General features: G+C 61.9%; 25 protein-coding genes and 1 tRNA gene. 10 read left to right on the top strand and 16 right to left on the bottom strand.

Going from position 1 to position 26,450, the window contains the following annotated elements; translation table 11 throughout:
- The first annotated feature begins 153 nt into the window (after positions 1-153).
- Entirely contained in the window at positions 154-1,569 is a 1,416-nt protein-coding gene (locus CWB41_RS13140) for an MFS transporter (RefSeq protein WP_245411341.1), read from the top strand.
- On the opposite strand, the gene CWB41_RS13135 is transcribed toward CWB41_RS13140, so the two are convergent.
- From CWB41_RS13135 to CWB41_RS13115, 5 genes are all read right to left on the bottom strand, one after another.
- Positions 1,566-2,360, bottom strand: coding sequence for a hypothetical protein (locus tag CWB41_RS13135; protein ID WP_181902987.1), 795 nt, complete (start codon positions 2,358-2,360; stop codon positions 1,566-1,568). The genes CWB41_RS13140 and CWB41_RS13135 overlap by 4 nt on opposite strands.
- Positions 2,357-2,926: a hypothetical protein gene (locus tag CWB41_RS13130; RefSeq protein WP_129396494.1), complete on the bottom strand. Its 570-nt coding sequence runs from the start codon at positions 2,924-2,926 to the stop codon at positions 2,357-2,359. The genes CWB41_RS13135 and CWB41_RS13130 overlap by 4 nt, the downstream gene beginning before the upstream one ends.
- Positions 2,927-3,147: 221 nt before the next feature.
- On the bottom strand, positions 3,148-3,846 hold the full coding sequence (locus tag CWB41_RS13125) for an RlmE family RNA methyltransferase (RefSeq protein WP_115837490.1): 699 nt from the start codon (positions 3,844-3,846) through the stop codon (positions 3,148-3,150).
- Complete coding sequence (locus CWB41_RS13120) at positions 3,843-4,862, bottom strand: Ppx/GppA phosphatase family protein (protein ID WP_245411353.1); 1,020 nt, start codon at positions 4,860-4,862, stop codon at positions 3,843-3,845. Before CWB41_RS13120 ends, CWB41_RS13125 begins: the two co-directional genes overlap by 4 nt.
- A gap of 307 nt (positions 4,863-5,169) precedes the next feature.
- Positions 5,170-6,825 (bottom strand): caspase family protein, encoded by a 1,656-nt coding sequence (locus tag CWB41_RS13115; protein ID WP_115837491.1) that lies wholly within the window; start codon positions 6,823-6,825, stop codon positions 5,170-5,172.
- Between the two features lie 185 nt (positions 6,826-7,010).
- Here CWB41_RS13115 and CWB41_RS13110 point away from each other — a divergent pair, with 185 nt between their 5' ends.
- Both CWB41_RS13110 and CWB41_RS13105 read left to right on the top strand, forming a co-directional pair.
- Positions 7,011-8,744, top strand: a complete 1,734-nt coding sequence (locus CWB41_RS13110; RefSeq protein WP_115837492.1) for an ABC transporter permease — start codon at positions 7,011-7,013, stop codon at positions 8,742-8,744.
- Between the two features lie 7 nt (positions 8,745-8,751).
- Complete coding sequence (locus CWB41_RS13105) at positions 8,752-10,065, top strand: ABC transporter ATP-binding protein (RefSeq protein ID WP_115837493.1); 1,314 nt, start codon at positions 8,752-8,754, stop codon at positions 10,063-10,065.
- Positions 10,066-10,068: 3 nt separating this feature from the next.
- On the opposite strand, the gene mgtE is transcribed toward CWB41_RS13105, so the two are convergent.
- Positions 10,069-11,487 (bottom strand): magnesium transporter, encoded by a 1,419-nt coding sequence (gene mgtE / locus CWB41_RS13100; RefSeq protein WP_115837494.1) that lies wholly within the window; start codon positions 11,485-11,487, stop codon positions 10,069-10,071.
- A gap of 184 nt (positions 11,488-11,671) precedes the next feature.
- Between mgtE and CWB41_RS13095 the strand changes: the two genes are divergently transcribed.
- Both CWB41_RS13095 and CWB41_RS13090 read left to right on the top strand, forming a co-directional pair.
- A complete protein-coding gene (locus tag CWB41_RS13095) occupies positions 11,672-12,607 on the top strand; it encodes a polysaccharide deacetylase family protein (RefSeq protein WP_115837495.1) in 936 nt (311 codons plus the stop codon).
- 137 nt (positions 12,608-12,744) lie between these two features.
- Entirely contained in the window at positions 12,745-13,041 is a 297-nt protein-coding gene (locus tag CWB41_RS13090) for a hypothetical protein (RefSeq protein WP_115837496.1), read from the top strand.
- A gap of 70 nt (positions 13,042-13,111) precedes the next feature.
- Here CWB41_RS13090 and CWB41_RS13085 read toward each other — a convergent pair.
- A tRNA-Leu gene (locus CWB41_RS13085) sits at positions 13,112-13,196 on the bottom strand.
- 87 nt (positions 13,197-13,283) lie between these two features.
- Here CWB41_RS13085 and CWB41_RS13080 point away from each other — a divergent pair.
- The gene (locus tag CWB41_RS13080; protein WP_115837497.1) at positions 13,284-13,925 is read left to right on the top strand and encodes a glutathione S-transferase family protein; all 642 of its coding nucleotides are present in this window, start codon (positions 13,284-13,286) and stop codon (positions 13,923-13,925) included.
- The gene (gene lipB, locus CWB41_RS13075) at positions 13,913-14,632 is read left to right on the top strand and encodes a lipoyl(octanoyl) transferase LipB (RefSeq protein ID WP_425373467.1); all 720 of its coding nucleotides are present in this window, start codon (positions 13,913-13,915) and stop codon (positions 14,630-14,632) included. The genes CWB41_RS13080 and lipB overlap by 13 nt, the downstream gene beginning before the upstream one ends.
- A 1-nt stretch (position 14,633) precedes the next feature.
- Here lipB and CWB41_RS13070 read toward each other — a convergent pair whose 3' ends face one another.
- Positions 14,634-15,257: an FMN-dependent NADH-azoreductase gene (locus CWB41_RS13070; protein WP_115837498.1), complete on the bottom strand. Its 624-nt coding sequence runs from the start codon at positions 15,255-15,257 to the stop codon at positions 14,634-14,636.
- Between the two features lie 90 nt (positions 15,258-15,347).
- On the opposite strand from CWB41_RS13070, the gene CWB41_RS13065 reads away from it, so the two are divergent.
- Entirely contained in the window at positions 15,348-15,731 is a 384-nt protein-coding gene (locus tag CWB41_RS13065; RefSeq protein WP_115837499.1) for a winged helix-turn-helix transcriptional regulator, read from the top strand.
- 2 nt (positions 15,732-15,733) lie between these two features.
- On the opposite strand, the gene CWB41_RS13060 is transcribed toward CWB41_RS13065, so the two are convergent.
- The 3 genes from CWB41_RS13060 to mntR form a co-directional block, all read right to left on the bottom strand.
- The gene (locus tag CWB41_RS13060) at positions 15,734-16,036 is read right to left on the bottom strand and encodes an acylphosphatase (protein WP_115837500.1); all 303 of its coding nucleotides are present in this window, start codon (positions 16,034-16,036) and stop codon (positions 15,734-15,736) included.
- 334 nt (positions 16,037-16,370) lie between these two features.
- Positions 16,371-17,318, bottom strand: a complete 948-nt coding sequence (locus CWB41_RS13055) for a tetratricopeptide repeat protein (protein ID WP_245411342.1) — start codon at positions 17,316-17,318, stop codon at positions 16,371-16,373.
- 354 nt (positions 17,319-17,672) lie between these two features.
- Positions 17,673-18,158 carry a manganese-binding transcriptional regulator MntR gene (mntR, locus tag CWB41_RS13050; RefSeq protein WP_115837501.1) on the bottom strand — a complete coding sequence of 162 codons (486 nt, stop codon included), beginning with the start codon at positions 18,156-18,158 and terminating at the stop codon, positions 17,673-17,675.
- A gap of 566 nt (positions 18,159-18,724) precedes the next feature.
- Between mntR and CWB41_RS13045 the strand changes: the two genes are divergently transcribed.
- Positions 18,725-19,066, top strand: a complete 342-nt coding sequence (locus tag CWB41_RS13045; RefSeq protein ID WP_245411343.1) for a PilZ domain-containing protein — start codon at positions 18,725-18,727, stop codon at positions 19,064-19,066.
- 40 nt (positions 19,067-19,106) lie between these two features.
- Here CWB41_RS13045 and CWB41_RS13040 read toward each other — a convergent pair whose 3' ends face one another.
- The 4 genes from CWB41_RS13040 to CWB41_RS13025 form a co-directional block, all read right to left on the bottom strand.
- Positions 19,107-19,790: an ABC transporter ATP-binding protein gene (locus tag CWB41_RS13040; protein ID WP_115837503.1), complete on the bottom strand. Its 684-nt coding sequence runs from the start codon at positions 19,788-19,790 to the stop codon at positions 19,107-19,109.
- A 1-nt stretch (position 19,791) separates the two neighbouring features.
- On the bottom strand, positions 19,792-21,048 hold the full coding sequence (locus CWB41_RS13035; RefSeq protein ID WP_115837504.1) for a lipoprotein-releasing ABC transporter permease subunit: 1,257 nt from the start codon (positions 21,046-21,048) through the stop codon (positions 19,792-19,794).
- A 19-nt stretch (positions 21,049-21,067) separates the two neighbouring features.
- Complete coding sequence (gene proS, locus CWB41_RS13030; protein ID WP_115837505.1) at positions 21,068-22,387, bottom strand: proline--tRNA ligase; 1,320 nt, start codon at positions 22,385-22,387, stop codon at positions 21,068-21,070.
- Positions 22,388-22,500: 113 nt separating this feature from the next.
- Complete coding sequence (locus tag CWB41_RS13025) at positions 22,501-23,397, bottom strand: LysR substrate-binding domain-containing protein (protein WP_115837506.1); 897 nt, start codon at positions 23,395-23,397, stop codon at positions 22,501-22,503.
- A 131-nt stretch (positions 23,398-23,528) separates the two neighbouring features.
- On the opposite strand from CWB41_RS13025, the gene CWB41_RS13020 reads away from it, so the two are divergent.
- Complete coding sequence (locus CWB41_RS13020) at positions 23,529-23,951, top strand: hypothetical protein (protein ID WP_115837507.1); 423 nt, start codon at positions 23,529-23,531, stop codon at positions 23,949-23,951.
- Between the two features lie 72 nt (positions 23,952-24,023).
- Here CWB41_RS13020 and CWB41_RS13015 read toward each other — a convergent pair whose 3' ends face one another.
- Complete coding sequence (locus CWB41_RS13015; RefSeq protein ID WP_115837508.1) at positions 24,024-26,114, bottom strand: TonB-dependent receptor plug domain-containing protein; 2,091 nt, start codon at positions 26,112-26,114, stop codon at positions 24,024-24,026.
- Between the last annotated feature and the right edge of the window lie 336 nt (positions 26,115-26,450).

Genomic DNA, 26,450 nt, shown 5'->3' with positions numbered 1-26,450 from the left:
CGCGGCGGGATCAGCCCCTGAGATGGGGTCAAGATGTGGAAAACCCAAGTCTTCGCCAAGCCTTCGCGCGTCGCGCTCTGCCCGGCCCGGGCTATTAAAACGGCCCGGCAGCGTTTAGATGACACACCCCGCTGCTCGATCGGAAGAAGCCCCTTGCCGCGCTACGGCCTCACCGCCCTTATCGTCGCTTGCGCCCTGTTCATGGAAAGCCTTGACGGCACGGTGATTTCGACCTCCCTGCCGGCGATCGCGGCTGATCTGCACCGCGACCCCATCTCGCTCAAGCTGGCGCTGACCGCCTATCTGCTGTCGCTCGCCATCTTCATTCCCGCCAGCGGCTGGGCGGCGGACAAGTTCGGCGCGCGGACGATCTTCCGCTCGGCCATCATCGTCTTCACACTCGGCTCGATCCTTTGCGGCTTTTCCAGCACGCTATGGGAGTTCGTCGGCGCGCGGGTCATCCAGGGGATCGGCGGCGCGATGATGGTGCCCGTCGGCCGCCTCGTCCTGCTGCGCACCGTGCCGAAGGCCGAGGTCATCAATGCGCTCTCCTATCTGACCATCCCCGCCCTGCTCGGCCCACTTTTCGGCCCGCTCGTCGGCGGCTTCATCACCACCTATTTCCACTGGCGCTGGATCTTCTTCGTCAACGTGCCGATCGGAATTCTCGGTGTCGGCCTTGTCAGCCGCTTTATCCAGAACGTGCATGGCGAAGCCTGGCCGCTCGACGTGCGCGGCTTTCTGCTCTCCGGCGCCGGGCTGGGGCTCCTCATCTTCGGCATGACGCTCGCCGGGCACGGGATCGTCAGCGGGAGCATCGTGCTTGTCCTCGTCATCACCGGCGTGGTGTTTCTTGGCCTCTATTACCTCCATGCGCGCACCGCGAAATTCCCGATCCTCGATCTGAAACTGCTCAAGGTGCAGACCTTTCGCGCCGCCGTGACCGGCGGCTCGCTGTTCCGCGTCGGCGTCGGCGCGACACCGCTGCTGCTGCCGTTGATGCTGCAAGTCGGCTTCGGACTGAATTCGTTTCAATCCGGCAGCATCACCTTCATCACTTCGCTCGGCGCCATGGCGATGAAGGCCACGGCTGCGCCGATCTTGCGCACCTTCGGCTTCCGCCATGTGCTGCTTTTCAATTCGGTGCTGAGCTCGACGATTCTCGGCTGTTACGGCTTCTTCACGCCGACGACGCCACATCTCCTGATGATGGGGCTTCTGCTCTGCGGCGGATTTTTCCGCTCGCTCGAATTCACCAGCGTCAATGCCATCACCTACGCCGACATCGATCAGGCGATGCTGAGCCGGGCGACGAGCTTTTCCTCTGTCGCGCAGCAATTGTCGCTGAGCCTTGGCATCACCATCGGCGCGCTTCTTCTGGAATCGTCACAGGCGATCCATGGCACGGCGCAGATCACGCGGGCGGATTTCCCCTGGGCGTTCCTCGGTGTCGCAGTGATCTCGGTGAGTTCAGTGCTGGTGTTCAGGACCTTGCCGGCAAACGCCGGAATTCATCTCTCCGGCGGGGCGCGCAAGAAAGCCGCGGAGGCGGAACAGACGGAGGGCTAGGCTCCCCCGCTATCGATAAAAGCACTGATCGACGAGACTTGGGTCTTGAGAAGAATCTTGGTTTCAACTCGTCTGATGCCGAGCGGCGAGATTCGAACTATTTTTGCTTTTTCGTCATATTCAATGAGGCGATCGGCGTGCGCGCGGCGAAGTACATCGCGGCGGTAGACCGACGGGTTTGAGTGCTCCAGGCTGGCAATCAATTCGGCTTCACTGAGCGGCTGCGCCGAACCAAATAAGAGGACGAGCGTTTTTTCGAGCATCGACAGACTATTGTCTAACACACGGCGAACACTTCCCGCGTCCCAGATTAGCGAGACTTCTCGTTCCGATAACGCCTCTACCATCGCGCTGGCTTGGGCCAGCGTGACGCCGTAGAAGATACGCACAAGCTCTGCCACAACCCACTTGGCCATGTGCAGCACGCAGACAGCGTCCATGTGGTTGGGATCAACGTCGCTACCGACGTGGCCGACGTTGCGGTTGTTACGGATTTCATAGAGCGCGATAAGCATTCGCGGCAACTGTATGCGGATGGAGCGGCCAAAGGATGCCGGCTCTTTTTCCATCTTCAAGCATGCGTCGTAAAAGTTCGGTGGCTTATACGATTTGGTTGGGAATCTGCCGTCGATATGGCCGCGTAGAATGCAATAGGCAACTTCGCAGAGCTTGCCACCGTTGAGTTCGGCTGGCTCCCATCTACCTTCGCGGAAGTTGCGCTCGATCTCGCGAAATTTCTCAAATAGCTCGTCCTCGAGCGTCTGGGGGACAGCTCCAAGAAAGCGGTTCACTTTGCCTTTGCCTTGGGCGGCAGATCGTGCTCGACAAGATTCTCGCCCATGGATGTCAGCTTGATATCCTGGCTGTCGGCAGTATCGAGCCATCCAGCGGTACCTGCCTGCTGCAAGGTGTTCTTTAGGTCGGCCGGAACCGGCCAATTAAGATGCTTAAAGAACGTGAAAACGGCTTGCGTGGTTACCTTCTCCATCTCAATGGTGTCGCGAAGATAGTACGCCGCGACGACGCACTTCTGCATAACGTTGGTCGGCGATTTCTCGGAGGCAAATTGCGATGCGGACGTTTTGCCCGCCGGGCTTAGGTTCAGGGTCTTATCCATCGAAATAATAGTCTTCGCCTTCTTCGACGCCTTAACTTTCGTCGTATTGGGCGACGTATTTGCAGGTGGGTACGCGGCCGGTGGCGGGGGTTGCGCCGGAGTCGGTTGAGGCGTCGTTGTATTGATCTGCGCCGGAACGCCGTATTTTAATTGCGCCCAAGCTAGGACGCGGGCGCGCTCATCCGCGTCGAGCGCGCCTAGCGCGTTGTCGACCGCCTCGATGGCTTTCACCTCGCTCATTCGGACTCCCTCAAAGAAGCTCTCAAGCTCTAACATAGGCAATCTTTGGACAGCTTCAAGATCGTCTTAAAGAGCTTCTGTGGGAAAATCAAAGATTCTAGAAACTAGAACAAGATAATGTTCTTCAATGAAGGACTAGCAATCCGCCGAGGGTATGAAAGGCAAGCTCCCATCCTTTACTGCCCTGGGGGCAAGCAAGCCTATGGATTGGTGATCAAAAACTATTCGGGGCGCCCGCGAAAGCCCATCGCCAGCAGATAGAGCTCGGAGGAATCCGCCCGGCTCGCCTTCGGCTTGACGTGCCTGATCTCGGCGAACTGGCGCTTGAGCATCGCGAGCAGATTGGTTTCAGTTCCGCCCTGCAGAACCTTGGCGAGGAAAATGCCGCCGGGCGCCAGCACCTGCACGGCGAAGTCGGCGGCGAGTTCGACGAGATCGATGATGCGCAATTGATCGGTCTTCTTGTGGCCGGTCGCATTAGCCGCCATGTCCGAGAGCACGACATCGGCCGGGCCGCCGAGCCATTCGGTCAGGATCTGCGGCGCTTCCGGCGCGAGGAAGTCGAGCTGGCGGAAATCGACACCGGGGATCGTCGCGACCGGCAGAAGATCGATGCCGAAGACCTTTCCCGCGCCTTCTGTCGCACCGACCTTCGCGGCGGCGACCTGCGACCAGCCGCCGGGCGCGGCTCCGAGATCGATGACCTTCTGGCCGCGCTTGAGGATGTGATAGCGCGTGTCGATTTCGAGGAGCTTATAGGCGGCGCGGGAGCGATAGCCATCGCGCTTGGCCTGCGCGACATAAGGATCGTTGAGCTGGCGCTCGAGCCAAAGCGTCGAGGCGAGCGTGCGCTTGCGCGCGGTCTTCACCCGCGTCTTCAGCGCCCGATTGGTGTTGGGCGTCGACTTTTTTTCGGTCATCTACGCGCCCGCTCGGCGTCCATCAATTGCAGGAGAATGCCTTCCCGTAGTCCCCGGTCGGCAATCCGCACCCGCTTGGCTGGGAAGGCGCGGCGGATCGCCTCAAGAATGGCGCAGCCCGCGAGCACGAGGTCGGCCCGCTCAATGCCGATGCAGCCATTGGCAACGCGCGCGTCATAGGGCATCCGCCGCAGCCGCGCGACCGTCGCATCGATTTCCGCCTCCGACATCCATAGACCATCGACGCGGCGGCGATCGTACCGCGCGAGGTTGAGGAAAATGCCGCCGATCGTCGTGACCGTTCCCGACGTGCCGAGCAGATGAAAATTCTCGCAGCGCTGGTATTGCTGCGCTTGGGTGATGAAACCGCCGAGTTCGGCCGCGACATACGCCACCATGGCCTCGAATGTCGCCTCGGAGACTTCGACGCCGCCGAAGCGTTCGGCCAGCGACACCACGCCGATCTTGAGTGACACCCAGAAACGGATGCGTTCATGCCCGAAATCCGCATCGCGCGCGGGGCGGCCGAGCCAAATGACCTCGGACGAGCCGCCGCCGATGTCGAAGAGGATCACCGATTCCGCCGCGGGATCGGCGAGGCTGGCGCAACCGGTCGCCGCGAGATGCGCCTCCGTCTGGCGATCGACGATTTCAAGTTCGAGACCGAGCGTGTCGCGCACGCGGGCGACGAATTCCGCTCCGTTCTCGGCACCCCGGCAGGCCTCGGTCGCAATCAGGCGGGCGTGGCTGACGTTCCGCGCGCGCATCTTCGTCCGGCAGATTTCAAGCGCCTCAAGCGTGCGCCGGATCGCCGATTCCGCCAGCCGCCCGGTTTGCGACAGACCTTCGCCGAGGCGCACGATGCGGGAAAAGGAATCGACGATCTTGAAGCCGGGGACGTCGGTACCGCGATAGGCCGGCCGGGCAACGAGCAGGCGGCAATTGTTGGTGCCGAGATCAAGCGCCGCGAAAGTCGGCCCCGCCGCCCCGCCGTCTTCGAGTCTCGGCTGCGGCATCTCCGCCGGGTCGAGAACGGCGGCATTGGAAATGCCGTCCATCTCGGCTTGGGGCGCCAAACCCGCTGTATCTTGAAAATCGTTCAGGCTCGGCATTTCGCCCCAGACTCGAAATTCGCGCGGCGCGGCTCCGGTCGCTGCCGGTCGCGCGAGTGGCGCCGCGCCCGAGTCCGGCTCTCGAGGCTCTGTCGAACCGAGAGCCGAAACGCCCTCTCCTCAAGCGGTTAGCGCCATTCGGCTAATACCATAAGCAAAGCGCATGGGGCGGTCCACCGTCAATCGTCGGAATGGCAAAGATTACGCCGTCTCAGCGACGGTGCTTCTTCTTGTGCGGCTTCGCCTTGGGGTGCTGCGCATGCTTGGCAGGCTTCGACTTGCCGTGTTTCGCCCGCTTGGCGTCGGTCTTGCCCTTGCTCTTGCCGTGCCTGGGCTGTGAGGCCTCAGCGACCTCCGGCCGCTTGGGCGGCAGCGGCACTGCGGCTGGCGCGGCCTCGCTTGACGCGGATTCGGCCGGTTCGGGCGGCGCAACGGCCACCGGTGCGGGTCCCGGCGGCGTGCCGATTGCCGCTTCCGGCGCCGGCGGGGCCGGCGGCAGGGTCTGGACCGCCGCCGCCACCGCGGGCGGCACTTTGGCGAGCGCCGCCGGAAGGTTAGGTTTCGAAAACGGCAGCCCGAGCGCCGCGGGGACCGGCAGAAGGCCCGCTGCCGCCGGCGCTGGCGGCAAAAGATGTTCAAACGTCACCGGCCGCTCGGGCAGCAGACCGTCAGCGGATGGCGGCGGCGGAAAGGCCGGATCTTCAAAGCTCAGGACCGGGCGGTCGAGAATTTCGAGCTCGGTTTCGTTCGGCCCCGGTAGGCCCTTGAAGTCGTAAGGATCGAAGCGCGGCGGCGGGGCCAGCGGCGCGGCGAGCGCGGCAAGCACGCGGCGCGTATCGGGAAAATGCGGGCCGCGCGGATAACGCCGCATATAGGTCCAGATCGCCTGCGGCGTCCCGGCATCGAGTGCGGCGCTCCAGGTCAGCGCCTCGCGCCGCGCGGCAAGCAAGGTGCGCACCCGCAACGTCAGCGGCTCGTTCGGGAACGTGGCGCAAAAATCCGCATAAGCGTCGAGCGTATCGCGCGCAATCGTGGCAAGATAGACTTGCGCGACGGGCGCACCGCTCTGCGGAACGCTGTCGCTCTCTAGCGGCAGCACCGACGCATTCTTGTCGCGCGTGAACAAAGCGAAAGGCGTGGCGACCGCGCCGGTATTCCACGGCACGATGATCCCGTCGCTGAGGCCATTGGCGCGCAGCCGCACCGCGGTAAAGGCCTGCGGGATGGGAAAGCCCTGGCGCAGCATTTCCACCAGCGAGAGCGCATAAAGGCCATAGGGGCCGGGCTCGTCCGGGGACACCGCCCCCGGCGCCTCGTTGAAAGCATAAACCGTATTCGCCGGGGCATCCTTGATGCCGAAGCCGCTGGCGAAGGGCGCCCCTTCCGTCGCGAAATGCAAGGTTCGCGCGCCATCGAATACAAAGATGCGCGCCTTTGCCGGGAGGGCCGTCAGCCGGTCGAAATAGTCCGCGAGCCGCAGCGTGGCGACCGGGACGTCCGCCTCGCGTTCCACCCGCGCGTCGATGGGCACGAAATAATTCTGCCCGGCAAACTGCAAGCCGCGGCCGGAAAGGTAGACAAAGACAATGGCGTTGGGACCGGCCGCCTCTGTCCTTATGACGAAGTCATGGAGCGCCTTGCGCAGATCGGCGCCGTCGAGATCGGCGCCCTCGGTCACGGCGAAGCCGGCCTCCTTGAGGGTCGCGGCGACGAGGCCGGCATCGTTCAGCGGAGTCGCCAGCGGCGCGACTTTGTAATTCGCCTCGCCAATGACAAGCGCCAGCCGCGCTTCGGGCGCCTCGGCCGCTGCCAGGCGAGGCAGCAGTGCGGCGAGCAGCACGCAGAGAACGGCGCCGAATCTATGCATCCGGAGAACCCCGAACAGAACCCGTGAATAGCCTATCCTTTTATGGCTGAAGCGAGGCCAGCCTTGCCGCCTCGCCCGTTCCACTATGGGCGGCTTCAAAGTCGCGTGCGTCACTTGAATGTCATCGGGCTTGATGACAAGACAGCAGCAGTCGCCCTCAGTCCAAATCTCCAGCGCAATTTCCCATGTCGCGATTTGTCGCCCTCGCCACGCGCAGCCGCAGCGCGTTGCCCAACCTGTTCGACCTGATCGCTTTCGCGCTGATTTTCGGCGCGTTGGTTGCGATCGTCCATGGCTCGCACGGCATGACCCTGCCGCTGCAGGCGCCGCAAGCGACCGCCATATCGCTCGATTACAGCAACCTGCCTTATTATGCCCTGCGCACGACGCTGCGGATGTTCGCGGCGATGTTTGCCTCGCTCGTCTTCACTTTCACCTATGCGACCTGGGCGGCCAAGAGCCGGCGGGCGGAGCGCTTTCTGGTTCCCTTGCTCGATGTGCTGCAATCGGTGCCGATTCTCGGCTTCCTGTCGTTCACGGTGACCTTCTTCCTCGGCCTTTTCCCCGGCTCGATGCTGGGCGCCGAATGCGCCGCGATCTTCGCGATCTTCACCAGCCAGGCCTGGAACATGGCCTTTTCGTTCTACCAGTCGCTGCGGACCGTGCCGAAGGAATTGAACGAGGTCGCCGACAGCTTCCGGCTCTCGCCGTGGCAGAAGTTCTGGCAGCTCGAAACACCCTATGCCATGCCCGGACTCATCTGGAACACGATGGTCTCGATGTCCGGTGGCTGGTTCTTCGTCGTCGCGTCGGAGGCGATCTCGGTCGGCAATACGACGGTCAACCTGCCCGGCGTCGGCTCCTATCTCGCGCGGGCGATCAGCGAGAAGCGTATCGACGCCGTCGTTGCCGCGATCATCACCATGCTCGCGGTCATCATCGCCTATGACCAATTGCTGTTCCGCCCGCTTGTCACGTTCGGTTCGCGCTTCCGGTTTGAGCTGTCCGCCTCGCAGGAGGAAGAGCGCTCCTGGGTCGTCCTGCTTTTCCGCCGCACGAAATGGCTTCGGGCGCTGACCCGCCTGCCGGCGCATGCCTTCGGCGCCATGGCGCTCTGGCGGCTCGATCTACCGATTCGGGGCAAACTGAGCCCCGCGGGAGCGGCGTGGAAGGAGCGGATCCTCGATCTCGTTTCGATCGTCATTGGCCTGGCGGCCGGAATCTATACGCTCTGGCTGTTCAGCCATTTTATCATGACCAGCCTGAAACTCGCCGATATCGAGCAGGCATTGTGGCTCACCTTCCTGACCATGCTGCGCGTTCTGGCGCTGATCCTGCTCGCCTCGCTCGTCTGGGTACCGGTCGGCATTCTCGTCGGTCTCAACACCCGCCTTGCCGAGCGCGTGCAGCCTTTGACCCAATTCCTTGCCGCGTTCCCGGCCAACGTGCTGTTTCCGATCGTGGTCGTGGTGATCGTGCGCTATTCGCTCAACCCGGACATCTGGCTGAGCTTCCTCATCATTTTCGGCACGCAATGGTACATTCTGTTCAATGTCGTCGGTGGCGCGAGCACGTTTCCCAACGATCTGCGCGAGGCAGCGGCGACCTTCCACGTCCGCGGCTGGGACTGGTGGACCAAAGTGATGCTCCCCGCCGTCTTCCCCTATTATGTCACCGGCGCCTTGACCGCCTCGGGAGGGTCATGGAACGCCGCCATCGTCGCGGAATATGTCAAATGGGGTAACGTGACGGTGTCCGCGCATGGCATCGGCGCGTATATTGCCAAGGCGACCGAGGCCGGTGATTACCCGCGTATTGTTCTCGGCGTTGCCACGATGTCGATCTTTGTCATCGTTCTGAACCGCTTTTTCTGGCGGCCACTGTCGCGCTTCGCCGAGCGCCGGCTCCAGCTTTCGTGAGGCTCTGATGCTCGACGCAAGACTCAAGCCCATTCTCGAGGTCAAGAACGTTAGCCAGAGCTACCGCACAGGGGCCGGCGAGGCCGGCGCGCAAGTGCTCGACAATGTCTCGCTGACGCTGACCGAGGGAGAGATCGTTGGCTTGCTCGGCCGCTCCGGCTCGGGCAAGTCCTCGCTTCTGCGCATCATCTCCGGGCTGACGCGGCCGACCGACGGCGAAGTGCTTTTCCGGCAGGAGCCGGTGACCGGACCGTATGATTCGATCTCCATGGTCTTCCAGAGCGCCGCGCTGTTTCCCTGGTTGTCGGTGCTCGCCAATGTGGAACTTGGCCTGCGCGCCAAGAAAGTGCCCGAGGCGGAAGCGCGCCCACGGGCGCTGAAGGCGATCGACGTCATCGGCCTCGACGGCTTTGAATCCGCTTTCCCGAAGGAGCTTTCGGGCGGCATGCGCCAGCGTGTCGGCTTCGCCCGCGCGCTCGTGGTCGATCCGACGATCCTTTTGATGGACGAGCCCTTCTCGGCGCTCGACGTGCTCACGGCGGAAACGCTGCGCACCGACCTGCTCGATCTCTGGGTCGAAGGCCGCGTGCCGATCAAGTCGATCCTGATGGTGACGCACAACATCGAGGAGGCGGTGCTGATGTGCAATCGCATCCTCGTTCTCTCATCGAACCCCGGCCGCATCGCCGAGGAAATCCACGTCACGCTCCCCTATCCGCGCAATCGCCTGGCACCGGAATTCCGCCAATTGGTCGACCGCATTTATGCGCTCATGACGCGCCGTGCCGCCGCGCCGGCGCCCGGCCGCGAAGGCGCGTTCCCCGGCCTCGGCCTCGGCATGTCGCTGCCGGAAGTCTCGACCAATACGATGGCGGGCCTCATGGAGACTCTGGCGGGGGCGCCCTATCACGGCCACGCCGACCTGCCGCCGCTCGCCGACAGCTTGCAAATGGCGATCGACGATCTGTTCCCCGTCGGCGAAACCCTGCAGCTTCTGCGCTTCGCCGAATTCGCCGAAGGCGACATCAAGCTGACGCCGGCCGGCATGCGCTTCGCCGAAATGGATGTCGACGCGCGCAAGAAACTCTTCGGCGATCATCTCGTCGCCTACGTACCACTGGCGACGCGGATCAAGACCGTGCTCGACGAGCGCCCGACGCACTCGGCGCGCGAAACGCGCTTCCTCGAAGAACTTGAGGATTATATGTCGGAGGAATATGCCGAGCGGACCTTGAAGAGCGTCATCACCTGGGGCCGCTATGGCGAGGTCTTCGCCTATGACGAAAGCTCGGAGACGTTCTCGCTCGAAAATCCGACTTAGGCTTTATCTCAGCCCGAACCACAGCGTCGCGAAGGTCAAAAACGAGCCATAGCCGACGCAATCGGTGACCGTCGTGACGAAGGCGCCGGAGGAGACGGCCGGGTCGATCCTCAATCTGTGCAAGGCCAGCGGAATCAAAATCCCGCCCAGCGCGCCGGCGAGGAGGTTCGTCACCATCGCGAAAGCGATAACGATGCCGAGGCCCGGCAAGCCGAACCAGAACAGCGCGCCCACGCCCGTGATAATTCCAAATATAGCGCCGTTCAAGCCGCCGACGAAAACCTCGCGGCCGATGACGCGCCAGGTGTTGAGCTTTGTAAGCTGCCGCGTCGCCAAGGCGCGCACGACGACGGTCATGGTCTGTGTCGCCGCATTGCCGCCCTGGCTCGCGACGATCGGTGCAAGAACCGCGAGCGCCACCATCTTCTGCAATTGATTCTGGAAGATGCCGAGGACCGACGAAGCGATGAAAGCGGTGATGAGATTGACGAAGAGCCAGAGGAAGCGGCTTTTTGCCGTCCACCAGATCGAGTCCGAGAGTTCCTCGCTGGGCGAGACGCCACCGAGCGCCTTGATCTCCTCGTCCGCCTCCTCGCGGATAACATCGACGACATCGTCGATGGTGACGACGCCGACGAGCCGCTCGGCTCTATCGACAACCGGCGCCGAAATCAGATTGTAGCGCTGGAACAGCCGCGCGACATCCTCGCGGTCTTCATCGACATCAATGCGTCGCCGGTCCGTGTCGAGAATGTTGCCGAGTTCCGCCTGAGCGTTGACGCGCAGCAATTGGTCGAGAAACACAGTGCCGAGCAGCCGGTGCGCCGGATCGACGACGAAAATCTCGAAGAAGGATTCGGGCAGATCCTCCTCCGGCGCGTCGCGCAGAAAATCAATCATCTGCCCGGCGGTCCAGAACGGCGGCGCCGTCACCAGCGTCGTCTGCATCAGGCGGCCGGCGGAATTCTCCGGATATTCGAGACTGCGCTGGAGCGCGACGCGCTCGATAGCCGGCATCGCCTCGAGGATTTCGCTTTGTTCTTTCCTGTTGAAATCCTCGAGCAGTACGAGCGCGTCGTCGGGCTCGAGTTCCGACATGCCCTCGGCGACCGTCCGGGTCTGCAATTCCTCAAAAATCTGGTCGCGGATGTTGGAATCGACTTCCGTGAGCGCGGCGAAGTCGAAGTCGCGGCCCATGAGTTCGATGAGCTTCGGGCGCGAGTCGCTGGGCAGATTCTCGATGAGCGTCGCAAGATCGGCCTCGTGCAACTCGCCCGCCAGACGCCGCACTTCGTCCGGGTCTTCGGCCGCAACCGCATCGGCGACATCGGCAACGAATTCCGGCCGGATCACGCCCTCTTCGCCGTCTTCCGGCGCGAGTTCGGCGACATCACCCTGAGACTCGGGGTCGAAATGGGTCATTTGCTAATCCTGACTCACGCTAGAGCGGGATGCGAAAAAGCGATGCCGGCGTCTTATGTAAGTTTCGTTTTAAGTCTTCAGAATCGGCCACGTTCCTGATTTTGGACCAGTTCGGTGCAAAATCATCGTGATCTTGACGGCTTGCCGGTTCATAAGGAGGCCGTTTCAGGAAGGCAAACCCTCAATGCTGCAAATTCTGGCGCGGCGATTTGGCGCCGGCGCCCTGCTTTTTATGTTTCTCACCGGTGCCTGCACCGCAGCGCCGGCCTGCGGCCCGGACAAGCTCGGCACCGAGCGCACGCTCACACTGTCGACGGCCGGCGGTTTCGCGATCGGATTGCAGACTTATCCGCAGACGCTGGCGCTCGCGGATCACGAAGTGGTGCTGACCTTCGACGATGGCCCCTGGCCGGCGACAACGCCGAAGGTGCTCGATGCGCTGGCGCAAGAATGCGTCAAGGCGACATTCTTCCTTATCGGCCGCAATGCCGAGGCGCATCCCGCGCTGGCGCGGCGCGAAGTGGCCGAGGGCCATTCGATCGGCAACCACACCTTCTCGCATCCGGCGCGGACGCTGCGGCTGATGACCAATGCCGCCGCACGCGTGGATATTCTGCGTGGCTTTACCGCCGACGAGACGGCGGCCTACGGCCATTCCAATGGCCAGATCACCTTTTTCCGCTTCCCCGGCTTTGCCGATACCCCGGCGCTCGTCTCCTGGCTCGAGAGCCGCAATGTCGGAGTCTTCGGCTCGGACCTTTGGGCATCGGACTGGCTGCTGCTGACGCCGCAAGCCGAACTCGATCTCGTTCTCAAGCGGCTCGATCGCGCCCGGCGCGGCATTCTGCTGCTGCACGATAGCCGCGTCTCGACGGCGGAGATGCTGCCGCAGCTTCTGCGTGCCCTCAAACAGCGCGGCTACAAGATCGTCCATATCGCGCCCGGTCCGGACAGGCCGCCGCTGCGCCCGGCACCTCCCGGCTGGAAATCCGAGACAGAGGAAATCCTGGCCAAGATCATTCCGCGGCTCGCCGGCCATAAGGCCCCGGCAAACAAAGGACAAAATCTTCCACAGACTTTACCTGAGCCGCAAATGGCGCGGGGCAAGTCAGCTTTCTGAGCGAGCTTTCTGTGTGCAGAACACGGCCCGGTAGCGTAATGGCTTGACCGCAACTGATATGCTTACTCAAATCGGCTAAACTACAGCGCGCGGCCGTCAAAGCTTGATCGCGGCGGCTCGCCAATAGGGAGATTCAGATGTCCGCCATCGGTCTTGTCGTAGAGCTCGTTGCTGGCGCGTTAGGCGGTAACGGCATAGCGTCCACCGTCAAAAACCTCGATCTCGGAACGCTGGGCAATTCGCTTGTCGGCGCCATAGGCGGCGCCGCAGGGACTTCATTCCTCAGTATCGTTATTCCGGCGCTGGAAAACGTCGGCCATGTCGATATCGCCGCGCTCGCCGGACAAGCAGTCGGCGGCGGCGTTTTCGGCGCGGTGCTGACCGCCATTGTCGCAGCGATTCGCAACGTCAGCGCCGGCAAGCCGGCATTATAGGCGGGTCACCTGCCGCGCGCCGAGACGGGGCACGGCAGGTGCGCCTTGAGAACGAAGCACAAAAAGGGCTTGGTGCGGCCAAGAGGACTCGAACCTCCACTGGTCTCCCAACTAGCACCTCAAGCTAGCGCGTCTACCAATTCCGCCATGGCCGCGAAGGTCGTGTCGTCTAACAAAAACCCCCTGCCCTGACAAGGCTCGGGGCCCACGATATGCGCCTCTTTGCCGAAAGAGCCCGGACAATGCGGCTTTACGATTATCCCGTCGCCCCGAATTGCCGCCGCGTCCGCATTTTTCTGGCGGAAAAAGGGATTTCCGTTCCAAGTCAGACAATCGATCTCACCGCGCAGGAGCAGCTCTCCCCCGGCTATCGCGCGGTCAATCCACGCTGCACCGTCCCGGCGCTCCAACTCGATAACGGCACGCTGATCACCGAAGTCCTGGCCATCTGGCGCTATTTCGAGGAGGCCGAACCGCAGCGGCCGCTGCTTGGGCGCGACCCGCAGGGCAAGGCGCTGGTGACGATGTGGGAACGGCGAATGGAGCTTGACGGCTTCCTTCCCGGCATGGAGGCGGTGGGGAATTTCCTCCGGGGTTTGCGGTCGCGGGCGCTCACCGGTCCGCGCGACTACGAACAGATCCCGGCGCTCGTCGAGCGCGGCAAATTGCGGCTCGCCGATTTTTTCTTCGATCTCGACGAGCACCTGTCGCGCTCGCTCTTTGTGGCCGGCGCCGAATTCACCGCCGCCGACATCACTGGCTTCGTGACGCTTGATTTTATCGCCGGGCGGCTCAAATTGCCGGTCATGGACAATCATATCCATTTGCGCCGCTGGTTCGAGAGTGTCGCGGCGCGGCCGAGCGTTCAATTGTGCGCAGCCTGATCCAGCGTGAGCAAATCGCCCGCGCCTTGCACGCGCAGGACGCCGCGCCGGTCGAATGGCGCAGGCTCGACGGACTGACGCCCTACGCCGAAGCGCTGGACCTGATGGAGACTCGCGTCGCCGCGATCGCGGCAGGCGCGGCGGCCGAAGAAGTGCTGCTTCTCGAACATCCAGCGCTCTATACCGCCGGCACATCCGCGGCGGAGTTCGACGCAGGGGCCTTGCGCTTCCCGCTGCACCAGACGGGCCGCGGCGGGCAGATCACCTATCATGGACCCAGCCAAAGGGTCGGCTATGTCATGCTCGATTTGAGCCGGCGCGGGCAGGATGTCCGGGCCTTTGTCGCCGCGCTGGAGGATTGGATCATCGCCACGCTCGCGCAATTTGGCGTGCGTGGCGAGCGCCGCGAAGATCGCGTCGGCGTCTGGGTCGCCCGGCCGGACAAGCCAAGCGGCCCGGACGGCGAACCAGCCGAAGACAAGATCGCCGCCATCGGCATCAGGGTGCGGCGCTGGGTGTCCTTCCACGGCATTTCGCTCAACGTCGCGCCGGACCTGTCGCATTATGCCGGCATCACGCCCTGCGGCATCGCCGCCCCGCATCTCGGCCTCACCAGCCTTGCCGATCTCGGCGGCACGGCGAGCCTGGTGGAGGTCGATCGCGCCCTCCGCCAGACGTTCGAGTCGATCTTCGGCCGAACCGTCTGAGCTAGGCGGCGTTCAGTCCCGCGGTCTGCTGCAAGGCTTTATCGAGCGCGGTCTGGCGCGCGTCCGGCCCGAGCTGCACGCCTTCGGCAATGATGACTTCCGGGTTGGGGATACCGACAAAGGCGAAGACCGAGCGCAGGTAGGTCTCGACATGCTCGAAGGAGGCCGTCGGCTGGCCGGGGCCATAAAAATTGCCGCGCGTAACGGCGATGATGACGCGCTTGCCGGCCGCAAGGCCCTTCAAGCCCTCTGCGCCGTAGGAGAAGGTCTTGCCCGGCACGAGAATGCGGTCGATCCAGGCCTTCAACTGGCTGGGGATGGAAAAATTATACATGGGCGCGCCGATGACGACGATATCGGCGCCGAGAAACTCGTCGAGGATCGCATCGCTCGCGGCGCGGCCTGCGGCAAATTCCGGAGCGTCGCCCGCCGCCGCAGAAATCGGATGGGCCGAGGGGAAATTCGCCGGAGTCACATGCGCGGGCGCCGCCGCAGCAAGGTCGTGATGGATCACCCGAAGGCCTGGATTGGCCTCGCGCAGCTTTTCCACGATGGCGGTTGTGAGCGTCCGGCTCACCGAATTCGGCCCGGTAATGCTGGAATCGATTTGCAGCAGAGTCGTCATAGGTCCACCTTGGTATTGGTTTGTAACCTAGACTAATTACGGCACTGCTGTTAGAAGCCGCAAGAAGGCACATTTTTGGGCGCGACGAACATGGACGTAACTATCGACAAGCCGCGGGTCGAACATGCCGACTGCCGCAAGGTGAGCCAGGTTCTCGCCCGTGTCGGCGACAAGTGGAGCGTGCTTATCGTCATGCAGCTCGCCGAAGGTGAGCTGCGCTTCAGCGAGATCAAGCGGCGCGTCAACGGCATTTCGCAGCGGATGTTGACCTTGACCCTGCGCGGACTCGAGCGCGACGGCTTGGTAACGCGGACGATCTACCCCACCGTTCCGCCGCGCGTCGATTATGCCTTGAGCGAGCTTGGCCATTCGCTCTGCCGTCCGGTGATGGCGCTCGGGCAATGGGCGCTTGCGCATGTCGATCAGATCGATACGGCGCGCGAGCGTTTCGATCGCGCCAGCGCGGCCCGCTAGGATCACAGGCTCGGCAAAAGGACGAAGCCGCGGAGCGGCAATTCAGCCAGCACGGCGGCATCTGGTTCGTACAAGGCAAGATGGGCGACACGCGCGCCCGCCGGGCCGCTGCGGCAAGCCCCGACGAGCGCATCGACGGCTTCGATCGTTCCAGCGAAAAGCGCCTCGACATCGCCATTGATCCGATTGCGCACGAAGCCGTTCACGCCGTGGCGCTCCGCCGTGCGCTGCACGAAGACGCGAAAGCCGACGCCCTGCACCGCGCCGCTGATCCATACAGCAACGATCTTTTCCTTATCCGCCATAGCCGATCCGTCGCGCTTCAAAACGAAACAAAAAACTTAATCCTGATGGCCGCGCGCGCCAGTCTTGCGCCATCAATTTACGGAAAATAGTGGCCGGTATCGCCGCGGACGCAAGATCTCGCCGGGAACAAAGCGCTAATCGCGCCCGATCAGTGATTCGTCACTGCTCCGTTCGTGCTTTCGTCGGGAAGTTAACGGCACACCGACGCCGCGCATCGTAACGTCGTCACGCCGCGATAATCAGAACGACAATCGACGCGGCAATCCTGCCAGGATTGCCACGTCTCACGCGCTTCGATGATCGGTGAAGAAATGCGATGCCGCGACGCGGCGCTCAGTGCCGCTTCTTAAAATCGGACAGATAAAGCGCGGCGATCTGCTTGTCGGTGTCGCTCGCGGCGGCATTCGCCTTTTGGTAAAGATCGGCGATCCACTGATTCTTCTTGTCCTGCCCGGACGATTGCTGGGCGAGCGACAGCCACATCAGGCCGAGACCGCGCTGGCGCGCGACGCCCTCGCGTCCGGTGAATAGCAATTGCCCGAGCAGCGCCTGGGCCTCGGCATGGTTCTTCTCGGCCGCAAGATGCAGCCAGCGCGCCGCCTGCCCCGCGTCCTTGTTGACGCCAACGCCGTCGAGATACATGCGGGCGAGATCATATTGCGCATCGGCATTGCCGAAATTCGTCGCGGCATACTGGAACATCTCAAGCGCGCGCATCGGATCGGCGGCAACCTTGCTGTTCGCTATGCCTGTGAGGCTATAAGCACCGACCGCGACGAAGGCGCTGGACACAACCGCTTCTTCACGCGCGCTGGAATTATCCTCGTCGTAATTGTCGACGATCTGCTCGAAGTAATCGTAGGCCTTTTCGTCGTCCTGGGGAACGCCGTCGCCATCGGCATACATTTTGGCCAGTTTCCAGCGCGCGAGCGACTCGCCGCCCGCCGCCGCGTATTTCAACGCCTGAAGGCCCGAGCGGGAATCGCCGCTCCTGAAATCCTCCAGCCCGGCGCGTAGCGCGGCTTCGGGATTCTTGAAAATCTGCAGCGGGGTCTTGTCGGCGTTTTCGGCCGATTGCGGTGTGCCGTCGAAGGCAATCGTGGGGCCCGGCGCAAGCATTGTGGCGGCCAGCAACGCTGCCGCGCCGATAAGGGCGAGGCGAGGCTGAACTATCTGCATAGCGCCGAATCTCGCCTGCCACCAGGCGGCGTCACGGCGCTCCGCCCCTTCCGTCACATGGCGGCTGGGAAAGTTCTGCTTATCGACGACGCGCGCTTGCAACTCTCATGACCCCGCTTGGTTCGAAAAGTGAGCGACAGCCCCAATGAGGGACACCCAATGCCACGCGGGGGGCGCGGGCGATGACTCCTGATGACGAACTCCGCCTACAACTGTTTCTGCAAATGAGACTGTTGTAGGTGAGGCTCGACACCACTTCGCTTCCTTCGAGTGATTTCAGACTAGCCGTTGGTTTATGGCTGAAAAGCGGCCTTCTTCTTCGGTGCATCGCATCTGTAGAAGATGCTCCCGAGCTGTTGCCCTAATGTCACGACCCTTGAAACGCACTTAAGGGCCTACGTGCAAATGCACGGGCCCCCCGCAATTCAAGACTTATGGTAACTGAACTTCGGCCGATTATTCCGGCTTGCTCCGTCGGCCGCCGGCTCCGCTGCGTTCCAGAAACCGGGCGAAAGCAGCGAGCGCAACATCCGACACATGGTGTTCAATGCCCTCGGCATCAAGCTCCGCGCAGTGCTGTGGCACACCAATCGCGACCAGGAGGTCAACCACGAGCCGGTGCCGGGCCCGCACTTTGGCGGCCAGCGCCGCGCCCTCCGGCGTCAGGAAGACGCCGCGATAGAGTTTGGACGTGGCGAAGCCTTCGCGCTTCAGCCGGGCGATGCTCTTGATGGCCGTGGCGTGCGAGACACCCAGCCGGCGGGCGATGTCGGTCGGCCGGGCTTCGCCTTCGGACTTCAGCAGGTCGTCGATCAATTCGACATAGTCCTCGAGCACGGCCGTCGCCTGAGCCGAGCGCGCCTTGCCAAAGCGCTCGGCCTGATCCGCTTCCGAAGGCAGACCAGCCTGGTCTTGCGGTGCATTAACGGTCTTCGCAGCCATCTCGTCCCTTTTGCGTTGGCCAGACGCGCGCAAGACTGCCTCGTTCGGGCGCGAACATCAATCCAAGTTCGATTTAAAGCTGATTGAGTATTCTGTTGCCGAGGCTACAGTGGCGACCGAGCGCCTGCCCGGCTGGCGCGTCACGGTATCGATCCGTTTCAGCGAGCAGATTAATTCGGCGCGGTATCCGCATGGCATAATTTCGGGAGCGTCGGCGACTGGAACTGGTCCAGCTTGCCGCAAGACGTGCAGCCGCTCGTGGCGAGCGAAAACGCCAGAATTCCGAGCAAACCGATTACACGAAAAAGCACGTTAAATACCCCCGAAGTATCGCAACGTTAGCATAGGCCGGCACCCTTTGCACCTGCGCGAGGCTCTTCAAATCCCCTTGAGGTTACGTGCGTTTCTCCGGCTAAGTTGAGCAAGTATTAACCCAAGACAACTACACTAATTGCAGATTTGATGAGATGCGCGGCAGTGCTAGGAGGCCTCGTATGCAGCACGAGCTGAGATCGACGGAGCGCATACGAAGTTTTCTGCGCGCGCAGATAACATACAACAATCGTATGACCACCATTGATTGTATCATCAAGAATTATTCGGTGGGCGGCGCCAGAATTGCGTTGAGCGACACGCTGGCCGTGCCGTCCGAATTCGATGTGTTCGTTCCGGCCAAGCAGCGCAGCCATCATGCGCGATTGGTGTGGCGGGATAAGGATTCGATCGGCGTCAGCTTTATCGACGCGGCGCAGCAGTCCGCCGAAAAGCCTATTGCATCCCACGCCGGCGCCGAAGCCGCCGCGCGTCTGCGCGACCTTGAAGCCCAGAATGTCGAACTCAAACGGCGCGTTCAGGAACTGAGCAAACGCCTGGAAGACCTCGGTCAGGACCCCACGATCGCGGCCTGAACCCCGTCGGGCACGCAAGCCGGAATACCCGCCTCAACGCTTAGCCCGTCTCCCGTACATTTCCTTCATCAAGGGTCACCCGCCGAGTCATCCGTGCGGCGAGCGCTTGGCTATGCGTTGCAACCAATGTTGCAAGGCCCGTCGCCTCGACCAGCGTTTCCAGCGCCGAGAAGACATGATCGGCGGTATGGGGGTCGAGATTTCCCGTCGGTTCATCGGCGAGCAGAATACCCGGAGCATTGGCGACGGCACGGGCGATGGCGACGCGCTGCTGCTCGCCGCCGGAAAGCTCGGCCGGTCGGTGCTTCGCCCGCGCGGCGAGGCCGAGATAGTCAAGCAATTCGAGCGCCCGCGCCCGAGCCCGCTGGCGCGAAAGCCCGGCGATCATCTGCGGCAGCATGACATTCTCGACCGCCGTGAATTCCGGCAGCAGATGATGGAACTGATAGACGAAGCCGACCGTATTGCGCCGGAGCGCCGTGCGGGCGTCGTCCGAGAGCTGCGACGTCGCCACGCCATTGATGAAGACTTCGCCGCCATCGGGCCGCTCAAGCAGGCCGGCGACATGCAGAAGCGTCGATTTACCGGCGCCCGACGGCGCTACCAACGCCACCGACTGGCCGGGGAACAGGGTGAATTCGGCGTCGTTCAGCACGGCGAGCGCCGCGCCTCCCTGCTTGTAGACGCGCGTGATGCCCTGAAGCTGAAGGACGGGTTCGCTCATGTCACTCGTAGCGCAAGGCTTCGACGGGATCGAGCTTGGCCGCCCGCCAGGACGGATAGAGCGTCGCCAGGATCGACAGAGCAAGCGTCATGATAACGACGGTCGCGACATCGCGCGGATCGACCACCGAGGGGAGCCGCGAAAGGAAGTAAAGCTCCGCCGGAAACAGATTGGCGTGCAGCATCTGGTTGAGAAATTGCCGGATCGTCTCGACATTTTCCGCGATCAGCAGCCCAAGCAGAAAGCCTGCGAGAGTCCCGGCGATGCCGATCGAGGCCCCGGTGATCAGGAAGATGCGCATGACGGCGCCGCGCGTCGCGCCCATCGTGCGCAGGATCGCGACATCGTGGCTCTTGTCCTTCACCAGCATGATCAGGCCGGAGATGATGTTGAGCGCGGCGACCAGCACGATCAGGGTCAGGATGATGAACATGACGTTGCGCTCGACATTGAGCGCATCGAAGAAGGTCTTATTGCGCTCGCGCCAATCGGTCATGATGATCGGCCGCGTTATGATCTGCTCGATCTTTCCGCGCACGGCGTCGATATTTTCCGGATCGTGCAGAAAGAGTTCGACGACGCTCGCCTGCTTGTCGAGATTGAAAAAGGCCTGCGCTTCCGGCAGCGGCATATAGACGAAAATGCCGTCGAATTCGGCCATGCCGATCTCGAAGATCGCCACGACCTTGTAAGCCTTGACGCGTGGCGCGACGCCAAACGGCGTTTGGGCGCCATTGGCGGTCATGACCTTGATCTTGTCGCCGACGCGCAGATTGAGATTTTCGGCGAGACGCTGGCCGATGGCGACGCCGCCCGCCGTATCGAACCCGTCGAGCGTCCCGGCGCGGACATTGTTGGCAATGCCCGGCAGGCGCCGGATGTCGGTCTCCTGGATGCCGCGGACGAGAACGCCGCTGCCGTTCTGGGCGAAGTTCGACGACGCGAAGGCGGAGCCTTCGACCATCGGGATGGCGAGATCGACGCCCTGCACTTTCTCGACCTGCTTGGCCACGGTGTTGTAATCGGTGAGCGGCGTATCCGCCGCTTGCAGGAAAATATGGCCGTTGATGCCGACGATCTTGTTGAGCAGGTCTTTATGAAAGCCGTTCATGACCGACATCACGACGATCAGCGTCGCAACGCCCAGCATGATGCCGAAGAAGGAAAAGCCGGCGATCACCGAGACAAAGCCGCTGGAGCGCCGCGCCCTCAGATAGCGCGTCGCGATCGTCCATTCGAACGGCGCGAATATGGCCATCGCTCACCTCCCGAACGGCTTAGCCGGCGAAACGGTTGACGACCGCATCGAGGGAAATGTTCTCGCGGGCACCGGTGCTGCGGGTCTTCACTTCGACTTGTCCTTCGGCAAGGCCTTTCGGCCCGATGATGATCTGATACGGCAGGCCGATCAGGTCGAGGCGCGCGAATTTAGCCCCCGGCCGCTCGTCCATATCGTCATAAAGAACGTCAATCCCGGCTTTTTGGAGGGCGCCGTAGAGTTTCTCGGACGCCGCGTCGGTCGCGGCGTCGCCGACCTTGAGATTGGCGATCCCGATTCGGAACGGCGCGACGGCCTCCGGCCAGATGATGCCGGCCTCGTCGTGCCCCGCCTCAATCAGCGCGCCGGCGAGGCGCGAGACGCCGACGCCATAGGAGCCGCCGAGGACAGGCCGCTCGACGCCGTCGGGCCCGGTGACGACCGCCTTCATGGGCTTGGAATATTTATCGCCGAAATAGAACACCTGGCCGACTTCGATTCCGCGCTTGTGGAGCTGCTTCTCAGGCGGCGTCTCCTTGGCGAAGCGGGCGGCATCGTGGACATCGTCCGTTGCCGCGTAAAGCGTGGTCCATTGCGCGATGATCGACGACAGGTCCGAGTCGTAGTCGACATCGGCCGGCGGGATCGGCAGGTCGAGCACATCGGAATTGATGTAGACGCCGGATTCGCCGGTATCGGCGAGGATGATGAATTCGTGGCTCTGGTCGCCGCCGATCGGCCCGGTCTCGGCCCGCATCGGAATCGCCTTCAATCCCATGCGGGCGAAGATGCGCAGATAGGCGACGAACATGCGCTGATAGGAGCGCCGCGCCGCCGCCTCGTCGATATCGAAGGAATAGGCATCCTTCATCAGGAATTCACGGCCGCGCATGACGCCAAAACGTGGCCGCTGCTCGTCACGGAACTTCCACTGGATATGGTAGAGGTTCTTCGGCAGGTCGCGATAAGAGCGGACCGAGGCACGGAATATCTCCGTGATCATGTCCTCGTTGGTCGGGCCGTAGAGCAATTCGCGCTCGTGCCGATCCTTGATGCGCAACATCTCTGGACCATAGGCATCGTAACGCCCGGTCTCGCGCCAGAGATCTGCGAGTTGCAGCGTCGGCATCAGCAGTTCGATCGCCCCCGCCCGGTCCATCTCCTCGCGGACGATCTGCGTGATCTTCTGCAGCACGCGGAAGCCGAGCGGCAGCCAGGCGTAGATGCCTGCGGCTTCCTGCCGGATCATGCCGGCACGCAGCATCAGCCGGTGCGAGACGATCTCGGCCTCTTTGGGATTTTCGCGGAGAATAGGCAGGAAATAACGGGAAAGACGCATAAAGGCGGCACATGTGAGCTAGAGAAACTGATGCGCCGCAATAGCTTGCGACGGCGGCCGAAACAATCGCAAAGGGCTGCAAAAGGCAACTTTGCCGGCCGGGCGCGCCTGGCTCAGGAGTGAATGAGGCGCCCAGCCTGTTTTTCCGGTGCCTTGCGCAGCGCCGCCGAGAGCTGGAAGAAGCTGGCGATCATCTCGGCCAGATGATCGACCGCGACACTGCGGGTCTGGCTCCGGCGCAGCACGAATTCAAAGTCCGGCAAGGCCGGAAGCACCTCGGCGCTGCCCAGCGGACGCAGCGTCTCCGGCAGGCTGCTTTCCGGAAAGATGGTGATCGCCAGACCGGCGTCGAGCGCGGCGAGAATGCCAGCGATGCCGGAGCTTTGCGCCACAATCGTCCACGGCCGCCCGGCGCGGTCAAGCTGCTCCAGAACGACCTGGCGCCACCGGCAATTCGCCGGATAGAGGGCAAGCGGCGCTGGCTGGTCGGGGCCGAGGCGCATCGCCCGGCCTGCCGCCCAGATGCGCCGCTCACGCGAAAGCGCGATGCCGTCGCCCTCGCCGATCTCCCGGCTGAGGATCGCAAGGTCGAGGTCACCGGCTTCGAGCATGGCCGCAATGTCGGGGCCGATGCCCAATTCGATCTGCAGGCGCAGAGCCGGATTTTGCGCGGAAAACTGCCGGATCAGGACCGAAAGCTGGTTGAGATCGAAATATTCCGGCGCGCCGATGCGGATAAGCCCGTCGCCCTTGCCGCCGAGACGCCGCTCGGCCTCCTTGTTCAGGGCGAGAATGCGCCGCGCATAGGAGAGCAGAACCTCGCCCTGCTCCGTCGCCCCAACGCCTTCCGCGCCGCGCCGCAGCAGGCGCGCGCCGATCTGCTCTTCGAGCCGCTTGATATGGAGGCTGACCGCGGATTGCGTGAGGTTCACCATCCGCGCGGCCTTGGTGAAGCTGCCGGTATCGCAGACAGCGGCGAAGGTCCGCAGAAGGATCGTATCGTACAGCATCGGTTCTCGCCATTAATACGGCTCATGGCGTGGATAAGACATCTCAATGCCCGTTCCGCGTGGCGGGAGCTTACAATCCCCCGCATGGGCGCGCCATCTCGAACGCGCTTGCGACAAGGGAGGCCCTTTGGATGACGAAAACTGGCGCGCGGTTCTTCGCCTTGCTGGCTCTGTTGATGATCGCGCTCGTCGCGGCGCGCGCGCAGGACGTCAAGCCCGCGGCGACGCCGGAGGACCCCGAGGCAGATTCCGCGGCCGCGATGAAATTCACCGTGCATGAGTCCAGGAAAGGCGGCGATTGGGACATGTGGGACATCGGCCGGCCGCATCCGATGCAGGGCAAGGGCGAATTCGGCGACAATGACGCCATTGGCGTCGCCGCGGGCAAGCGCATCCCGACCGATTGCTCGCTTTACTGGAACGATCCCGACACGCACAAAATCCTCTGCTTCTCGTCGCAAGCCTCGCTGGTCTATTTCCTCGATGCGCCGCAAGCGAACGCCGCGCGCGCGGCAAAACGCTGGCGCGAGATGCAGAAGAAGCCGGCGAGCTGATTTGGAATTCGCCGAGCGCAGCGGAGAAATAGCGTGGCTCTACCGACCCACGCTATATCTCGGTCGCTGCCGTCAGAAGACCAGCCGGCCCTTGAGGAAGAATGTCCGTCCCGCCTCGGGATAGCCATCGGAGAGAGCGTAGTTCTGATCGAGCAGGTTCTTGACGCCGGCTTGCAAGGTGAAATGATTATCGAACTGATAGCTGCCTATGAAGTTTACGAGATGATAGGCGCCGGTCTGATAATAATAATAGGTTGGACCAGTTTCGTTTTCCGTCCAGCGGCTATCGGCGATTTGGACACTGGGAGTCAAATTGAGATTGTGCAATGGCGACCAGGTCACATACAGGAATCCCTCAGCGAAAGGGACGCCCGTAGGCTCGTAGGTCGGGAGCGTCGCGCCAGTTCCCTGCGGATCGTCGACATGGCGGCGGATGAAGGATACATTCCCGCCGATAGAAAGATCGTCACGCAGTTGATAGGAGCCCGAGGCTTCGGCACCAACAAAATAACCGGTCCCGACATTCTGATTCTGAACTAAACTGGGGCTGAGCTCGACCCCTTCGATAAGATTTTGGACGTCGCTGTAGAAAACAGCGGCGCTGACATCACCTGTGCTGCCGAACTTCCTGCTCCAGGTAATCTGATAATTGGTTGCGCGCTCAGGCTGAAGAGTGGGATTTGGAAGCGCATTGCCGAATTCTGCGCTATAGAGTTCCCACATCGTCGGAAATCTCTCTCGTGACGAGATATTTGCGGACAATGTGTCACTATCCGAGTAGCGCCAGATCAAAGCCCCCTGGCCGTCCGGTGCACCAAGCTTGTTCGTCGCATAATAGGCGATATTGCCGGGAGCCGTAGAGCTGTAATATTGCGCCTCGGGCGTGTCTCGCCAGTTGTAGGCCGTCCCCAGAACGAAATCCAACTGCCTGTTTATGTGCACCGTATTTTCGAGCGCAACCGTATAAGTGTCCGTAAGGTCAACGGTCTGCGGTTGGACTCCGGTAGTGGGTGCCCATTCATACGCTTGATGATCATCGCGGCGATACTGAAGCGTTCCCTTGAGCGTGTCGAACTTACCGAAATTGGTGCCGGCTTCGACACTGCCGCCGATGCCGTAATCGTGGTAAAAGCTTTGGAAAGCTCCTTTGAACGTTTGCAGGTCAAACAGACCGTCAGGATTGTAAGCATACAGCGCATTGTCGAACCGGCTGTAATAAAGGCGTGTCTTCACATAAGAAGAATCACCGATCGCGGTATTGGACAGAAAATAGATATTTTGAACGTTCCAATAAGGCCAAGTCCAGTTTTTCTGAGAAGTCACCGGGAGATCGGTCTGGAACGGCGCGTCTTTTTGGCCGACTTGTTTGACGAAGTTGATTGAATACTCATCTGTCGCATTCGGCGTGAATCCGAAATGGGCGCTCCCGCTGGCGTTGAGCGTTTCAGAATGGTCGCGAAGGCCCGGACCTTGGGAATCTGTCGGCGTGAAGGACTCGGACAGCGGGAAACCATTGAGCTGAACCAAATTGGCGCTTCCCGACAGATACCAATTCGGTTGTCGGGTCCCGAGATATAGATTCGTAGAAGCACCGAGAAACTGGCCGTCGCCGAATTCCGTCCCCTCTCGTATTTCGCCCTCGATCGCCTTTTGCGGTTTGCGGCTGACGAGATTGATCGCACCACCAATGGCACCCGGGCCGTCGAGGACCGAGACGTAGCCCTTGGCGATCTGAACCTCGGAAATATCAGCGGTAAGAAATTGTGCGAAATCGAGATTATCATCATAGGGCAGATAGATGCGCACGCCATCGATTGAAAGCGGCACCTGATAACGGTTGAAACCGCGGACAAACAGCACCGACTCGTTACGCGCATTTCCCGAGCTCGATTGGACAACGCTCGGGGCGAGCGTTGCCGCTTGATCGAGCGTATTAAGATCGAATTCGTACATCTGCTGATTGGTGATCGTCGTGGCGCCGAGGGCGGCTCCATTGTCGGTGGTCTGATTTTGGGAATCGTTCGGCGCCGTGACGTCGATCTCGCCGAGATTGAAAACCGCCGGATCCTGGGCCCGTGCCACCGTCGTTGCCAGCGCCAGGGCAATGCCGGCACCGATGCCGTTGCGGCCGAAGCGCAAAATACGCGTATTTATATTGCTCATGATTTAGTACCCCCGTACCCATTCAGTCGTTTGCCGGAGTGAACTCGTTGGCGGCGTGGAGAGCCCGATCAACGCGCCGTTCATCACCCAAAGCTATATATTTTTGTATATTGCACGAAGAAATCCATTAATGTTAAGCTATAACTCTGTCAATACAGCTTGGCCCTTCAATCCCCGGCAATGCCGGGGTTGCTTTAGGACCGTGAGCGCGCTTTGAGGAAAGTTGAATGAAGCAACGGGAAATGCTTGCAAGATGCGCTGTGCTTTCGTTTGTGCTCGCGCTGCCGTGTCCTGCCGCGTTGGCGCAGGAGATGCCCGGCTCCCAGAAACCATGCG

Origin of the sequence: Methylovirgula ligni, assembly GCF_004135935.1 — a bacterium.
In the GTDB taxonomy this organism is placed as follows: Bacteria; Pseudomonadota; Alphaproteobacteria; order Rhizobiales; family Beijerinckiaceae; genus Methylovirgula; species Methylovirgula ligni.
This window is presented reverse-complemented; position numbering and strand designations above follow the sequence as displayed.